This is a genomic window from Spirosoma fluminis (assembly GCF_054778895.1).
In genome coordinates, this window is sequence record NZ_BAAGZD010000004.1 from 848,102 (window position 1) to 863,042 (window position 14,941).

Sequence of the window (14,941 nt, forward strand, 5' to 3'; positions counted from 1 at the left end):
GCATAAAAAAACCGGAGTTTTTAGGCTCCGGTCGTTTTTCGGCACTATGCTTAGTTTTTCTTGCTGCCACCACCCGCTGCGGAAGGGGCCTGGTTGGTCGGTTGTTTTTCGGCAACTTTCTTCAGCGACTTGGCAAAATCGCCTGCTTTAACGATCGAGATTTTAGCTGGGTCGATGTGTTTTTTCATCGCGGCATTAACCTGCTCCGGAGTTAGACTTTCCATCTTCTTTTCGAAGTCAGCGTCCCAGGCCATTGTCCGGTTCAGGTACAGGTAGCTGTTGAGTGTACCCGCCAGCGACGGGTCCTGAGCCCGGGCCACCATCCGCGACTGTAACAAACCCGAGCGGGCGGCCTTGATCTCATCGGCGGTAAAGCCTTCTTTCGCTACTTTCTCCAGTTCTTCCCGGAACGCTTTTTCCAGGCGTTCGGCATTCTCCGGATTGTAGATGGCGTAGGTCATGAACATCCCGGTTTTATCAAGTGGGTTTGCCGAAACCTGCGAACCAACCCCGTAGCTGATGCCTTCTTTCTGGCGAATCCGGGTGGCCAGCCGCGAGTTCAGGAAGCCCCCGCCCAGCATGTAGTTGCCCAGCACGAGCGCCGGATAATCCGGATCGTCGTCGCGCAGGGGAATATTGACCCCGGCCAGCATCAGCGCGTTTGCCTTGTCGGGCGTTTCAATCGCCTGTGGAGTTGGTTTAATGTCCTGATAAACCGATACGATGCGGCTAAACGGTTTGGCCGCTTTCCAGGTACCCAGTTCGCTATTGATCACTTTCTTGACAGCCGCTTCTTCGAAATCACCCACAACCGACATAGTCGCCGACTGAGCGCCGTAGAAATCCTTGTGGAACTTCTTGAGGTCGTCGAGTTTGGTGGCGTTAAGGGCGGCTACCTCTTCGTCAGGGGTCTTGACGTACCGAACGTCTTCTTTCGGATACGGATTCATCGTACGTTGAAACGCCATCGACGCTAGTGCCTGCGGCTCCGACCGCTGCGACTCAATAGCCGCCAGCTGTTCCTGCTTCAGTTTCTCGAATTCGTTGGCATCAAACACCGGGTTTTTCAAAACATCGGTCATCAGGGCAACTACGGCGGGTAGATTTTCTTTAGTCGTCTTGATCGATACGTTGACCTGATTGCCTCCGCCCGAAACGCTCATCTGCGCTTTCAGCTTGTCGAGTTCATCTTTGATCTGCTGACGGCTACGGGTGGTGGTGCCCTTATCGAGCATAGCCGCAGTTAGCTCAGAGATGGTCGCCATATTCATCAGACTTTTCTGATCGCCGTAACGTAACGTCATGCGGGCGTTTACTTCGTTGCCGCGGGTTGATTTGGGCAGTAAAGCCAGCTCAATGGTATTAGGTTGCTCTGACCGGCGGGTACGGCCGTCGATATTAGCAGGCGACGGGTCGAAGGCTTCGCCCTGGGCCACCAGCGCCCGGCCTTTGTAATTCTTTACGAGTGCAGCAATATCCGGAGCATTGGGCACCTCCACGCGGTCGGGGCTTTGTTCGGGGATGAACGTACCGATTGTTCGGTTCGAGGGCTTGAAGTAGTAGCTGGCTACGCGCTGCACGTCGGCCGAGGTTACCTTTTCGAGCGCGTCGCGGTAAAGGAATCCTAACCGCCAGTCGCCCGTAGCGATGTATTCGCTCATGGCCAGACCTACCCGTTCGGCATTCTTGAAGCTCAGTTCAACATCTTTGAGCAGCTTCGCCTTCGCCCGCTCAACCTCTTCTTTCGAAGGGGCTTTGATGGCTACCGAGTCCAGCGCCCCCAGCAAGGCCGCTTTGGCGTCATCCAGCGGTTTTTCTTTCAGCAGCTCAGCCGCGAAATACACGTACCCCGGATCTTTGGTCGTGAACGAATACCCGTACTGCTGCGAGGCTTTCTTGGTTTCGACCAGCGCTTTGTATAGCCGACCGCTTGGTTCGTTCGTCAGCAGTTCAATCACGACGTCCATTGTCGGGTAATCGGGGTGCGAACCGGGCATGATGTGGTACAGCGCCGACACTACTTTCGTATCGCCCACACGTCGGAGCGTTACCGAGCGTTCACCATCCTGCACGGGTTCGATGCTGTAGGTTGGTTGCAGTACCCGCGTTGGCTTTGGAATGCTGCCGAAATACTGGTTCACCATGGCCAGCGTTTTGGGCTCGTCGATTTTACCGGCTACTACCAGAACTGCGTTATCGGGCTGGTAAAACTTTTTGTAGAACGCCTGCAGGTTTTCGATGGGTACCTTCTCGATGTCGGAGCGGTTACCGATGGTTGAATTGCCGTAGGTGTGCCACAGGAACGCCGACGAGACAACCCGCTCGTTGAGTACGTTCTGGGGTGAGTTTTCGCCCATTTCGAACTCGTTGCGTACAACCGAGAACTCGGTGGCCAGATCTTCCTTCTTGATGAACGAGTTGATCATCCGATCCGATTCCAGATCGAGCGCCCACTTCAGGTTCTCGTCGGTAGCGGCAAACGTTTCAAAGTAGTTGGTGCGGTCGAGCCAGGTGGTTCCATTCGGCCGCGCACCGTGTTCGGTCAGCTCCTGCGGAATGTTTTTGTGCTTGGTAGAACCTTTAAACACCATGTGCTCCAGTAAGTGCGCCATCCCGGTTTCGCCCAGCCCTTCGTGCCGGGAGCCAACCAGATACGTAATGTTAACGGTAATGGTTGGTTTCGACGGATCGGGAAAAAGCAGCACCTTAAGCCCATTTTTGAGCTGGTACTCTGTAATGCCTTCTACAGAAGCGCCTTTGGTGGTTCCTTCGGGCAACTTGTCCTGCGCAGTGGCGAGCGTAACGCTGCCTGCTAATACCGAAGCGGCCAGCAGGGTAGACGGTTTCCAGCCCGATCCGGCCCATCCAGATCGAAAAAGCTTGTTGAACGTAGTCATACGCATAGAGGAAAGATGATTGGGTAGTTCGAAAAAAAACAGTCGTATAATTAGCTATAAAACACTGAAATATCAAAGGATTTCGGAGGTGGGCAACGAAAAATTGGATGAGCGGTAAAACAAAAAAGCCGGAGCAGTAGCCCCGGCTTTGTATCTATATACTCACTAATCCGTTACAAATCAGCAATCGCTTTGGTAATCTCGTCTTTGGTCTTACCTGTCTTCTGCTGAATCTTGCCGTACATTTCGTCGGCCTGACCTTCTTCGTAAGCGAGGTCATCGTCGGTAAGGTCGCCGTAGGCTTGTTTGATTTTACCTTTTAACTCGTTCCATCCACCTTTCATGGTTGTCTCGTTCATGGTCGTAGTGTTTATTGTTGAGTAAATAGTATAACCCTCGTGGTTACGTAATTAAAACTAGGTAGCCGCCAGATTGTTTGCCGCCATGTGTTGGGCAATCCGGTTGGAGTCGAGGTTCAGGTTGTGGATGATGCCCGTCAGCGGGGTGGCGAAACCCAGAAAATACAAGCCGTTCAGTTGCGGATCGCTGAACCAGAGGTGTTTTGGATAACCCCGTTCATTAAGAACTTGATTACTTAATTGATCGCCAAGAATGGGGGCTAAGCCCGGCCGGTAACCCGTAGCCAGCACAATGGCATCAAAGGGTAGTTCGCGACCGTCGGCAAAGGTTACCGTTCGGGCGTTTACCTGCTCGATGGCGGGGACAACCGCAATTGCGCCCGCTTTGATCTGGTCGATGGTGCCGAGATCAATGACCGGAATCTTCCCGCGCCGGGTATCGTAAGACGGCGGATGTGCGGGCTTGCCCAGACCGTACTTCGACAGATCGCCAACGGTCAGTTTCTGCGAAAGTCCGGCCACAAAGTCATAAAACCAATTAGGGAACCTGTTAAGAAAAATAGCCGTGGGTTGGGCGGGTCGGCCGAACATGTCGCGCCGGATGATGTTGACCGGACCCCGGACGGAAATAACCGGGCTGGCACCGTGCTCCAACAGGTCCAGCGCCAGTTCGGCTCCCGTGTTGCCCATACCCACCACCAGCACATTTTCATTTCGGAACGGGGCACCGTTCCGGTACTCATGACTGTGCCAGATAATCCCCCGGAAATTACGTTGGCCGGACAGTTCCGGTTTATTTGGCACACGGTTATAACCGGTTGATACCACCACGCGGTCGGCCGTAAACGTATCGGTTTCGGTCTGCACCCGCCAGGTATTGCCGATACGTTCGAGGCTGACGACTTTCTGGTTAAAAAGCGGCTTTATGCCAAAATGCCCGGCGTAGCGTTCGAGGTATTCGACTACCTGCAACCGCGATACGTAGGTGGGGTACTCCGCTGGATAGGGAAGGTGAGGTAAGGCCGAATACTGCTTAACCGTGTGCAGGTGAAGCCGGTCGTAGTGGTTGCGCCAGCTAACCCCGATGTAGTCACTGGCTTCCAGAACGGTGAACGGCAGTTTGCGGTGCGCCAGTTGCCCCGCCATTGCCAGACCCGCCGGACCGGCTCCGATGATTATAGTTCCAGCGTTGTAAGGTTGCATAGTTGTAAAGTTAAAGAGCTCGTCATGCTGTGGAGACCGGCTACGTATGGGCCCGCCTGAACTGGACAACTATGCAACTTTACGACTTTATAACTCATTTTATGCGCGTCCAGGTCTGCGTTTTGCCGAGCAGCGAAATGCCGACGTAGCCCCGAACGTCCAGCGTATTGGCGTCTTTTAAGGTCATTTTGCAGTTGTACTCTTTGCCGTCTTCGGGATTGTAGATTTTGCCGTCACTCCAGACATTATCGCCGTCGTGTTTGAAATTATACATCAACGGCAGATTGAGTAGTGGGCGTGACCGTTTGGCGGGGTCCGCGTTTTTGATGTCGGTTTTCGGTTTTCCCGTTTCCGGATCATTGGGTTCTTTCAGCCAGATGAGCTTACCGAAATACGTACCGCCCTGCTTGTAGATCTGAACATGTCCTTTCTTGGTGCCATTTAACCAGGTGCCCACTACCGCATCCGGACTATCTGTGGGAGCGAAGGCCGTTAACGTAACGAACAAGGAGAGTAAAGCCAGTAAATAACGAGAGGGTTTCATAACTGATACGGAATTGGAATAAAACGGTGATTTTGTTGTACTAACGCAAATATGCGCTAAAAAGTCTGAACGGCCCCGGCAGCCGGGCTGGATTTATTGGAACGAAATGATTTGCTTGCTTCAGATATAGCCCGTCACCGCTTTTAAAGAAAGCAACTTGTCAAAATAGTGCATTACTTCGTAAAACTCTCAATAATCAGCCCAATCATCTACTCTGCTACGTATGTTTAAACGCGATCCGAACCGCAGCTATCCAACCGAAACTGAATCCCGGACCATCATCCGGTTTCAGGACTGTGATCCGCTGCAGCACCTCAATAACGCCAAGTACTTCGATTATTATTTCAACGCCCGCGAAGATCAGGTTGCCAAAATCTACGATTTCAACCCTGGGCAGTTGTTTCGGGAGTTGCGCACAAGCTGGGTCGTGTACCAACACCAGATTGCCTATGTTCGGCCGGCTCAGGTCAGTGAATGGATACGGATTATGTCGCGCCTGATTTATTTCGACGAAGACACCACGGTGACCGAGTACTACATGACCGATGATGGGAAAACGCACCTGAAAAACGTACTCTGGGTTACGTCGAAATACATTAGCGTAGCCACCGGCAAACGCATTCCGCACGACGAACTGGTGATGGGCTATCTGGAAGCGACGCTCGTCCCGAACATCGATTTTCCGAACCTGAATTTCAACGACCGAATCCGGTCTATCAAGCATCATATTGTGTCCCTGAACAACCCGTAACGGTTCATTACGCCCTAATCACTCTACATTTACAGTATGAAGTTCCTGAATAACCTTACCTTCCGCGTTCTGATTGCCATTACGTTAGGCATCCTTACGGGCTACTTTTTTCCCGAAACGGCTGCCAAGCTAAAACCACTGGGCGACCTGTTCATCAGTCTGATCAAGATGGTTATTGCGCCCATTATTTTTCTGACGATCGTTCTGGGCATCAGTAACATGGGCGATCTGAAAAAGGTAGGCCGGGTCGGTGGAAAGGCGCTTCTTTACTTCGAGGTTGTCACAACGGGCGCATTAGCCATCGGCTTAATACTGGCGAATCTCATCCGGCCCGGTGAAGGCGTTCAGGCGACGGCCGTAAAGGGCGCAGCCTCCGCTGGGGGAGACGTTAGTAAATATGCCGAGCAGGGCGCCGGTATGAACTGGACCGAATTCTTTCTGCACATCGTACCGAACAACGCGGTGAAGGCCTTTGCGGAAGGCGATATTTTGCAGGTCCTTGTGTTCTCTATCCTGTTCGGTGTGGGGCTTACACGCATGGGCGATACGGGGAAACCGCTTATCCAAACGTTTGAACGCCTATCGAAGGTGTTTTTCAACATCCTGAACGTCGTGATGGTGCTCGCTCCGCTGGGGGCCTTTGGCGGCATGGCCTTTACGATCGGTAAGTACGGGCTGAGTACGTTACTCCCCCTAGCCAAACTGATGGGAACGGTGTACGCGACCATGTTCCTGTTCGTATTTGTCGTGCTAAATCTGATCCTGCGCTATTACAAAGTCAGCTTATGGGCCGTATTGAAGTTCATCAAAGAAGAACTCCTGATCGTTCTGGGCACCTCGTCGTCGGAATCGGCTTTGCCGCAGGTGATGGACAAACTCGAAGCGATTGGTTGCTCCCGCTCCGTGGTGGGGCTGGTGATTCCGGCAGGCTACTCGTTTAACCTGGACGGAACAACGATTTACCTGGTCATGGCCACAATATTTCTGGCTCAGGTATTCGGTATTGAGTTAACACTCGGGCAGGAGTTGACGATTATCGGTATCCTGATGGTCACCTCAAAAGGGGCTGCGGGCGTAACGGGCAGCGGTTTTATTGTGCTGGCCAGTACGTTAACGGCGGTCCAGGTGATTCCGGTCGAAGGGCTGGCCTTGCTGCTGGGTGTTGATCGGTTCATGTCGGAAGCCCGTTCCATCACCAATATCATTGGTAATGCCGTAGCTACCATATTCATCGCCAACAACGAAGGTGAATTTGACCGGACCAAATACCTGCGGGTGCTGAAGCGCGAGAAAGAGGATGCGCTGGTTGATTACAAATATTAAAGCTGTTTCAGATTGAATTGTTGAATGAGGTTCAAACTACATCCAACGGGCGAACTAGTTATTAGTGAGTTAAGGCTTGCATCTATATTACTTGTCTGTATTTTGGATTTATTTCAAGAATAAATTAAACCATTTCGTGGCTGGTTGTTCAAAGCATCGAATACAACCTGATAAAAACAATCACCATGAAAAAGGCAATAGTAGCAACCGCTGCCCTGGTTGCTCTGCTCACTACCGGCGCTATGGCGCAACGTTACGGCTATCCACAACAACCCGACTACAACCAGGGGTACGGACGGCCCAGTTACAATCAGCCTAATTACAACTACGATTACGACGACTACCAGTTCGATCGGCACCTGGAATGGTGGGATCGGGAGCTGAACCTGTCGCGTCGGCAGGAGCGGGACATTCGGCGGGTGCGCGACCGGTTCGAGCAGCAAACCCGAAACATAAATCCCCGTGACCCTCGCCAGCGTGACCTGTTCCGGCAGATGCGGCAGCGTGAGTTTTTCGATATGATGGCCGTGCTTACTCCGCAGCAGCGGGATCGGGTCATTGATCGGATGCGTCCCTATGAACGTACCGCCGGACGAAGCCGTGGGTATGGGCGGGGACCTGGCAATGACCCGTATCGATATTAGTTAGAAGTGGAAGAAGGAGGTGAAGAAAACAGCCGATCGCTTGATTGGCTGTTTTTTGTTTTGGAAAAATACCTCGGAAGAGACTGCCCGAAACCGCGTTGACCGCTCAACGTGAAATGTAACCGTACATGCAACGAATGATTGACGAAGCCGCCTTTTTTTCGTATTTTTCGAGGAAACTCATACCACAAAACAGTATGTTAAGACATCAACGAATCATTCAGACAGGGGCGTTACTGGCGGTCGTTGCTACGGCAACCTTCGCCCAGCCGTCGCCCCAACAACCCAAAATGACGCAGAATCCGTTTTTAGCGCCGTACGTAACCCCCCACCAGACGGCTCCGTTTGACAAAATCAGGAATGAAGATTACCTGCCCGCCCTGACCGAAGGATTAGCGCAGGGACGTAAGGATGTGGACGCCATCGTTAATAACTCGGCGAAACCTACCTTCGAGAATACCATTGTTGCCCTAGAACGTAGTGGCGATCTGCTGGGTAAGGTAACGTCGGTTCTGTTCAATCTGAACAGCGCCGAAACTACCCCCGACCTGCAAAAAATCGTGAAGCAGGCGTCGCCCATGTTAAGCGAGTACGGCAACGACATTACGTTGAACGAAAAGTTGTTTGCCCGCGTGAAGGCCGTTTACGATCAGCGCGCCAGCCTGAAGCTCGATCCGGAAAGCGCTATGCTGCTGGAGAAGGCCTACAAGCGTTTCGCACGTAACGGAGCTAATCTGGATGCCAAGGGCAAAGAGCGGCTGCGGGCCATCGATAAAGAAATGTCACAGTTATCGTTGCAGTTCGGTGAGAACGTCCTGAACGAAACCAACGAATACCTGATGGAAGTCACCAACGAGAAAGACCTCGCAGGCCTACCGGATTTCGTGCGGGAGTTAGCCAAATCGACCGCCAAGCAGAAAGGCAAAGAAGGCTGGGTGTTCACATTACAGGCACCAAGCTACGGTCCGTTCATGCAGTATGCCGACAACCGCGAACTCCGGAAAAAGCTGTACATGGCGTATAACGGACGGGGTTTCCACGGCGACAAGAACGACAACTCGGCCATCATCCAGAAGATCGTAAACCTTCGCTACGAACGGGCAAATTTGCTGGGCTATAAAACCCACGCTGATTTCGTGCTGGAAGAAAGCATGGCCGGTTCGAAAGACAAAGTACAAAGCTTCCTGGATGAACTGGTAACCTACGCTCGTCCGGCCGCTGAACGTCAGCTCGGCGAGTTAACCACCTACGCCAAAGCACACGGCTTCACTGAAGACAAATTGCAGGCCTGGGACAACAGCTATTACGCTGAGAAGCTAAAGAAAGAAAAGTACGACCTCGACGACGAAACGCTGAAGCCGTACTTCAAGCTGGAGAACGTCCTGAATGGTGCCTTCACCGTGGCCAACAAGCTATATGGCATTACGTTCAAAGAGCGGAAAGACATTCCGGTTTACAACCCAGAGGTCAAGACGTTCGACGTATTTGATAAGGATGGCAAATTCCTGGCCGTTTTCTACGGGGATTATTTCCCGCGTTCGGGTAAGCGGAGTGGTGCGTGGATGAACGACGTACAAGGACAGAAAGTGGAGAACGGTGAGAACATTCGGCCGCATATTGTGAACGTGTGCAACTTCACCCGCCCAACGGATACCAAACCGTCGCTATTGACTTTCTACGAGGTGACCACCCTGTTCCACGAGTTCGGTCACGGACTGCACGGCATGCTGGCCAACGGTAAGTACGAAAGCCTGAGCGGTACGAGCGTACCCCGCGATTTCGTTGAGCTGCCTTCGCAGGTAATGGAAAACTGGTGCTACGATCCCGAAGCCCTGAAACTGTTCGCTAAGCATTACCAAACCGGCGAAGTGATTCCGAACGAGCTGATCGAGAAGATCCGCGCCAGCCAGAACTTCCTGGCTGGTCTGGCTAACCTGCGTCAGTTGCGTCTGGGTCTGACCGATATGTATTATCACGGTCAGAAGCCAACCGGCGAGAGCATTGCTGAAGTAGAAAGCAAGGTTGATTCGGTGGCCAACCTGTTCCCCCGCGTGCAGGGTGTGGCTGTGAGCCCGGCCTTCTCGCACATCTTCGCGGGTGGTTACTCGGCGGGTTACTACAGCTACAAGTGGAGTGAAGTGCTGGACGCGGATGCCTTTGAATTCTTCAAGGAAAAAGGTGGTCTGGACAACAAAACCGCTGCTGATAGTTTCCGCAAGAACGTGCTCGAAAAAGGTGGTAGCGAGAAGCCAATGGAGTTGTACAAAAAATTCCGGGGCCGTGAACCGTCTCCTAAAGCGATGCTACGTCGGAGTGGGCTAATTTTGTAAGATCAGACCGGTATCAATTAAAAAAGCCGCCCCGCAACTAGTTGCGGGACGGCTTTTTCATGGGCAAATCTATATGGATTAAGCCTGCCTGGTAACCTGAATGTTCAGCACCAGTCGTACGTCGTCGCTTACGACTACGCCACCGGCTTCGGTAACCGCATCCCAGCTCAAGCCAAATTCTTTACGTTTCACGGTGCCTGCCAATTCAAAACCGGCTTTGGTCTGGCCGTAAAAGTCCTGCATCTGACCGCCATATTCGGCTTTCAGCGTAACGGATTTCGTTACGCCACGCATGGTCAGATCACCAGCAAGTTCGTAGGTATCGTCACCTGTCTTTTTCATGTGAGTAGACACAAAGGTCAGTTTGGGGAACTGCGCTGCGTCGAAAAAATCAGCCGATTTCAGGTGGCCGTCACGCTGCTCGTTGCCGGTGGTGATGCTATTTATATCGGCTGAGAAGGTAATTTTGGCATCTTCAAAGTCGTCACCTGCCATTTCTAGCTGGCCTTCATATTGGGTGAAATGACCCGTTACGGTCGACACCATCAGGTGCTTCACTTTAAATTGAACTTCAGAGTGGGTAGGGTCAATAACCCAGGTTGTGGAGGTAAAAGCTGGAGCTTCCATTTTGGCTATGATTGTCTGGTTACAGATTAAATGTATAAGTATTTGATGTATATACATGTAATTTTTCAAAAAAGTTTACGGGTAGTAAAAAAAATTCAGAAACTGGCTTTTATCTAGTTACAAATCGGGTTGCAGGTCAGTAAAAATAATTAAGATAAAATGAACTGAATATGGGATTTTAGCCCGGAAAACGACACTTTTGTTAGCTGACTATTGTTCTATTTTAGATACACGAATCGATAAAAAAACAGACCCATGCCCAACTGGTTTCTCGGAAAAATCCGCTATCAACAACCTATTGACGACAGCAACGTCGGTACACGTAACGAAGAGTTTATCAAGCAGAAAACCGTTACGGAAGCTTATCTGGTTGACGCTGTTTCATACACGGATGCCGAAGCCCGGCTTTATCAGGAAATTGCGGCTAACACGCCCGACTTTGAGATCACAAACATTTCGCGCATGAAACTGGCCGACGTTTTCTTCAATGAAGACGGGGGCGAGACCTGGTTCAAAGTGAAGGCGATGTTTATTACGGACGATGAAAAAACGGGCAAGCAGAAGAAAACACCGAGCGTCATGCTGGTGAATGCCGAAACGCCCAAGCAAGCCTATGAGCGCGTGGAGGTCAGTCTGAAGTCCGCCCTTGATCCGTTTGAGATAACCGACGTGAATACAACCAAGATTCTGGATATTTTCCCCTTCAATGAGGAAGAACAGCGCAACCTGCGGCCCTTACGTGAGGTTGTGAGCCCCAAGCCTGAATCTGTTTAAGCGTACCGAGTGCCATTTTGCAAAATGGCACTCATTTTTTACACAATTATTGCCTTTTACTAAATCAGGTTTGTATTCCAGGCACCTGATCCGGATATTTGCACCACTATGAAACGCGCACTTTTCCGTTTGTTCAACCTCTTTATGGCCTGCATCGTACTGCTGAGCAGTACGGGGTTTGGGCTGGTTGAACACTCGTGCCACATGCGCGGCAAGAAGAAAACGATGATTGTGGCCTTTAGCGAGGTTAAGTCGCCAAAAGGTTGTTCCGCTGATCAGCAGTCTCATTTGGATGAGCGCATCGTTTTTAAAAAGACCGAGTGCTGCCAGGACGATCACCAGTTCGAAAATGTCGACGTTTCTTCGTCGCTGAGTCAGCTGGTTGCTAAGTTCGTTAAAACCGTTGCTGAAGCGGTTATCACCAGTGCCGTTACGATGCTGACCTGGCTCGTCGGCTGGGTGTTCGACAAGCAATCCTCTGCGCTGACGACTGCTCCGTCTCCTCCTTCCCAGTCCGGGCGTGACATCATTACGTTCGATCGTAGCCTGCTTATTTGATTCATTGATTGATGCTAAGAAGCCGGTGTCTTTTGATACCGGCCTGTTCTCTACTTTTCATCAATCCATGATCGTATGCAATTCATCTATCAATGGATTGCCATCCTAACCGTTACGGCAGGCACTAGCCTTTCGGGGATGGCTCAATCCGATTCAACCAATATTCACGGGACCGTCGGCGAAATGGCCAATGGTCAGCGCGTTCCGCTCGTCGGCGCAACGGTACAGTGGGCAGGTACGTCTGTTGGTACGGTTACGGACTCCGCTGGGCATTTTCAACTTCAGCGCCGGACAGCGGCAACGCACCTGGTCGTTAGTTACGTCGGTTACCGGACCGACACACTGGCCGTCGCTAACGTCGGGGCTCTTACGATTACATTACGCGCCGAACAAACCCTCCGGGAAGTTACGGTGTCCGGCGCACCGGGTCAGATCGACCGGATCAATCCAATCCAGACCGAATTTATTACGCAGCGAACGCTGGCGAAAGCGGCCTGCTGCAACCTATCGGAGAGTTTTGAGACGAACGCATCGGTCAGCGTATCGTACAGCGATGCGGTTACGGGAGCCCGGCAGATCCAGTTTCTTGGTCTGGGCGGACAATACGTGCAAACCAACGTTGAGAATATCCCAACCGTTCGCGGGCTGGCTTCGGCTTTCGGGCTGAATTACATTCCCGGCACCTGGATCACGAGCATTGACATCGGCAAAGGAGCCGGTTCGGTCGTGAACGGTTACGAAGGCATGAGCGGTCAGATGAACGTTGAATTGCAAAAGCCGGACGAGGCTACGAAGCTGTTTCTGAATGGCTACATAAACAGCTTCGGACGGGTAGAAGGCAACGCTAACTGGTCGAAAACCCTCAGCAGGAAATGGAGCATGGGTGTACTGGGCCACGCCAGTACGTTACGTTCGGAAATTGACCAGAACGGCGATGGGTTCCGCGACTTGCCCCTGTATACGCAGGTGAATGCCGTTAATCGCTATAAGTACAGCAGCGACCGCTTAATGGCTCAGTTTGGCATTAAAGCTTTATACGAAGACCGCGATGGGGGACAACTGTCGCGCTTCGGCGATGCACGCTATGCCTTTCTGAATACCACAAAGCGGCTGGAGTTCTTTTCAAAAACGGCAAAGCTGTATCCCGAAAAGCCTTACAAAGGTCTCGGGCTCATCATCAACGGGGTGCATCATCAACAGGACGCCCGTTTTGGCTTTGCGCCTTACGAAGGTCAGCAGCAGACGCTGTACGCCAATCTGATTTACCAGAGCATTATCGACAATACGAACCATACATTCAAAACGGGAATAAGCTATCTGCTGGACGATTATCGGGAGCGGTACCGGGCTATTCGAATGGCCAGAACCGAATCCGTGCCGGGTGTTTTTGCCGAATACACATACATGTATCCCGACAAACTGACGCTGGTGGCGGGCGGACGGGTGGATTTTCATAACCTCTATGGTACGCAGTTTACACCGCGGCTGCACGCCAAATACAACCTGAGCACGAACGTGGCCCTGCGGGCATCGGCCGGCCGCGGTTTCCGGGTTCCGAATCCGTTCGCCGAAAACTTTGGCTATCTGGTCAGCTCCCGATCCGTCGTCCTGCAGGAATCGTTACGTCCCGAAGTCTCCTGGAACTATGGCATAAGCCTGACCAATGAGTTTACTGTATTCGGGAAGAAGGCATCCCTCGTACTGGATTACCACAGAACCGACTTTCAGAATCAGCTGATCGTTGACCTCGAACACCCGCAGGAACTCAATTTCTATAACCTGAAGGGGCGGTCGTATGCCAATAGCTTCCAGGCCGAACTCAACGTGCAGCCGGCTAAGCGGTTCGAGGTAAAGGCCGCGTATCGGTTGTATGATGTACAGCAGAGCATGGGCGGCCCCTTTCAGGAGGAACGATTGCTGCCGAAGATGATGGTTAGCCGCGATCGGGTACTGCTCAACGCCGGGTATGCGCTGCCGTTCGACAAGTGGAAGTTTGACGCTACGCTGCAATGGAATGGCCCCCGGCGGATTCCATACCAGCAGCCGGGCTACGTGCACACCAGTTACCAGAACATGCCGACTGAGTATGCTCCCGGCTTCTACAACCTCAACGCGCAGGTGAGCCGTGCCTTCCGGAGCGGGTTTGAAATTTACCTGGGTGGTGAAAACCTGACGGGCTTTCGCCAGCTGAATCCGATCGTTTCTGCCAACGACCCGTTCAGTGCGAGCTTCGACGCGGGGGCGCGGGTGTGGGGGCCAATTACGGGCCGGATGGTGTATGTAGGCTTTCGATTTAAACCACTAAACTGATGACGACGCTAACAATTCGGAACATGGTTTGCGACCGCTGCAAACGGGTAGTACGTGAGGAACTGAACGCGCTTGGATTAACCGTCGGCCGGGTGGAGCTAGGTGAAGTTGAGGTAACCGGTCTGCAGTCTGATATAAACCTGAATGAGATTCGGCAGCGGTTGCAGGCCAATGGCTTTGAGCTGGTTGAAGAACGAAAACGGTCGCTGGTCGAGCACATGAAAATTCTCCTCATCAACGAAATTCAACACCTCAAAGGCGAGCGGTTGCCAACCGAAAATTACTCGACTTTCCTGGAGCGCAAGCTTGGCTACGAATACTCGTACCTGAGCGGTTTATTCTCCACCCACGAAGGGCAGACCGTTGAAAAGTACTGTATCGCCCTTAAAATTGAGAAGGTAAAAGAATGGCTTCGCTATGATGAGCAGACACTGAGCGAGATTGCCTGGCGGCTAGGCTACAGCAGTGTACAGCACTTATCGAATCAGTTTCGGCAGGTGACGGGCCAGACGCCGGGCCAGTTCCGGAAAGCCACCCATGTCGACCGGAAACCTTTGGACTCCCTGTAGCTGACGTTAAGACGCGGTTTGAGTAAATGGCCGGTTACTGTCACTTTGGTAA

General features: G+C 52.0%; 13 protein-coding genes. 8 read left to right on the forward strand and 5 right to left on the reverse strand.

The genetic code is table 11. The features are described from left to right. Positions 1-50 precede the first annotated feature (50 nt). The 4 genes from ACYVBJ_RS09230 to ACYVBJ_RS09245 all read right to left on the reverse strand — a co-directional run bounded on the left by ACYVBJ_RS09230 (position 51) and on the right by ACYVBJ_RS09245 (position 5,003). A complete protein-coding gene (locus ACYVBJ_RS09230; protein WP_460982000.1) occupies positions 51-2,897 on the reverse strand; it encodes a M16 family metallopeptidase in 2,847 nt (948 codons plus the stop codon). Between the two features lie 173 nt (positions 2,898-3,070). Then, a complete protein-coding gene (locus ACYVBJ_RS09235) occupies positions 3,071-3,256 on the reverse strand; it encodes a CsbD family protein (protein WP_460982001.1) in 186 nt (61 codons plus the stop codon). 57 nt (positions 3,257-3,313) lie between these two features. Next, positions 3,314-4,459: a flavin-containing monooxygenase gene (locus ACYVBJ_RS09240; RefSeq protein WP_460982002.1), complete on the reverse strand. Its 1,146-nt coding sequence runs from the start codon at positions 4,457-4,459 to the stop codon at positions 3,314-3,316. A 94-nt stretch (positions 4,460-4,553) separates the two neighbouring features. Beyond that, on the reverse strand, positions 4,554-5,003 hold the full coding sequence (locus tag ACYVBJ_RS09245) for a DUF2147 domain-containing protein (RefSeq protein WP_460982003.1): 450 nt from the start codon (positions 5,001-5,003) through the stop codon (positions 4,554-4,556). Between the two features lie 223 nt (positions 5,004-5,226). Here ACYVBJ_RS09245 and ACYVBJ_RS09250 point away from each other — a divergent pair, with 223 nt between their 5' ends. The 4 genes from ACYVBJ_RS09250 (at position 5,227) to ACYVBJ_RS09265 (ending at position 10,051) form a co-directional block, all read left to right on the forward strand. Then, entirely contained in the window at positions 5,227-5,754 is a 528-nt protein-coding gene (locus tag ACYVBJ_RS09250) for an acyl-CoA thioesterase (protein ID WP_460975787.1), read from the forward strand. 36 nt (positions 5,755-5,790) lie between these two features. Next, positions 5,791-7,077 carry a dicarboxylate/amino acid:cation symporter gene (locus ACYVBJ_RS09255; RefSeq protein ID WP_460982004.1) on the forward strand — a complete coding sequence of 429 codons (1,287 nt, stop codon included), beginning with the start codon at positions 5,791-5,793 and terminating at the stop codon, positions 7,075-7,077. A 185-nt stretch (positions 7,078-7,262) separates the two neighbouring features. Continuing rightward, on the forward strand, positions 7,263-7,721 hold the full coding sequence (locus ACYVBJ_RS09260) for a hypothetical protein (protein ID WP_460982005.1): 459 nt from the start codon (positions 7,263-7,265) through the stop codon (positions 7,719-7,721). A 197-nt stretch (positions 7,722-7,918) separates the two neighbouring features. Beyond that, positions 7,919-10,051 (forward strand): M3 family metallopeptidase, encoded by a 2,133-nt coding sequence (locus ACYVBJ_RS09265; protein WP_460982006.1) that lies wholly within the window; start codon positions 7,919-7,921, stop codon positions 10,049-10,051. A gap of 78 nt (positions 10,052-10,129) precedes the next feature. Here ACYVBJ_RS09265 and ACYVBJ_RS09270 read toward each other — a convergent pair whose 3' ends face one another. Then, on the reverse strand, positions 10,130-10,678 hold the full coding sequence (locus tag ACYVBJ_RS09270; protein ID WP_460982007.1) for a YceI family protein: 549 nt from the start codon (positions 10,676-10,678) through the stop codon (positions 10,130-10,132). Positions 10,679-10,933: 255 nt separating this feature from the next. On the opposite strand from ACYVBJ_RS09270, the gene ACYVBJ_RS09275 reads away from it, so the two are divergent. The 4 genes from ACYVBJ_RS09275 (at position 10,934) to ACYVBJ_RS09290 (ending at position 14,889) form a co-directional block, all read left to right on the forward strand. Then, entirely contained in the window at positions 10,934-11,452 is a 519-nt protein-coding gene (locus ACYVBJ_RS09275) for a DUF4494 domain-containing protein (RefSeq protein WP_460982008.1), read from the forward strand. Positions 11,453-11,560: 108 nt separating this feature from the next. After that, positions 11,561-12,010 carry an HYC_CC_PP family protein gene (locus tag ACYVBJ_RS09280; RefSeq protein WP_460982009.1) on the forward strand — a complete coding sequence of 150 codons (450 nt, stop codon included), beginning with the start codon at positions 11,561-11,563 and terminating at the stop codon, positions 12,008-12,010. A 138-nt stretch (positions 12,011-12,148) separates the two neighbouring features. Then, positions 12,149-14,320 (forward strand): TonB-dependent receptor, encoded by a 2,172-nt coding sequence (locus ACYVBJ_RS09285; RefSeq protein ID WP_460982134.1) that lies wholly within the window; start codon positions 12,149-12,151, stop codon positions 14,318-14,320. Continuing rightward, positions 14,320-14,889 carry an AraC family transcriptional regulator gene (locus tag ACYVBJ_RS09290; RefSeq protein ID WP_460982010.1) on the forward strand — a complete coding sequence of 190 codons (570 nt, stop codon included), beginning with the start codon at positions 14,320-14,322 and terminating at the stop codon, positions 14,887-14,889. The genes ACYVBJ_RS09285 and ACYVBJ_RS09290 overlap by 1 nt, the downstream gene beginning before the upstream one ends. The last annotated feature ends 52 nt before the right edge of the window (positions 14,890-14,941 follow it).

Excerpts from the sequence above, each read along its gene's own strand:
- ACYVBJ_RS09265 (WP_460982006.1), top strand. The coding sequence starts at position 7,919 with ATGTTAAGACATCAACGAATCATTCAGACAGGGGCGTTACTGGCGGTC.
- ACYVBJ_RS09230 (WP_460982000.1), bottom strand. The coding sequence starts at position 2,897 with ATGACTACGTTCAACAAGCTTTTTCGATCTGGATGGGCCGGATCGGGC.
- ACYVBJ_RS09235 (WP_460982001.1), bottom strand. The coding sequence starts at position 3,256 with ATGAACGAGACAACCATGAAAGGTGGATGGAACGAGTTAAAAGGTAAA.
- ACYVBJ_RS09290 (WP_460982010.1), top strand. The coding sequence starts at position 14,320 with ATGACGACGCTAACAATTCGGAACATGGTTTGCGACCGCTGCAAACGG.
- ACYVBJ_RS09270 (WP_460982007.1), bottom strand. The coding sequence starts at position 10,678 with ATGGAAGCTCCAGCTTTTACCTCCACAACCTGGGTTATTGACCCTACC.
- ACYVBJ_RS09285 (WP_460982134.1), top strand. The coding sequence starts at position 12,149 with ATGGCTCAATCCGATTCAACCAATATTCACGGGACCGTCGGCGAAATG.
- ACYVBJ_RS09245 (WP_460982003.1), bottom strand. The coding sequence starts at position 5,003 with ATGAAACCCTCTCGTTATTTACTGGCTTTACTCTCCTTGTTCGTTACG.
- ACYVBJ_RS09250 (WP_460975787.1), top strand. The coding sequence starts at position 5,227 with ATGTTTAAACGCGATCCGAACCGCAGCTATCCAACCGAAACTGAATCC.
- ACYVBJ_RS09240 (WP_460982002.1), bottom strand. The coding sequence starts at position 4,459 with ATGCAACCTTACAACGCTGGAACTATAATCATCGGAGCCGGTCCGGCG.
- ACYVBJ_RS09280 (WP_460982009.1), top strand. The coding sequence starts at position 11,561 with ATGAAACGCGCACTTTTCCGTTTGTTCAACCTCTTTATGGCCTGCATC.
- ACYVBJ_RS09255 (WP_460982004.1), top strand. The coding sequence starts at position 5,791 with ATGAAGTTCCTGAATAACCTTACCTTCCGCGTTCTGATTGCCATTACG.
- ACYVBJ_RS09260 (WP_460982005.1), top strand. The coding sequence starts at position 7,263 with ATGAAAAAGGCAATAGTAGCAACCGCTGCCCTGGTTGCTCTGCTCACT.
- ACYVBJ_RS09275 (WP_460982008.1), top strand. The coding sequence starts at position 10,934 with ATGCCCAACTGGTTTCTCGGAAAAATCCGCTATCAACAACCTATTGAC.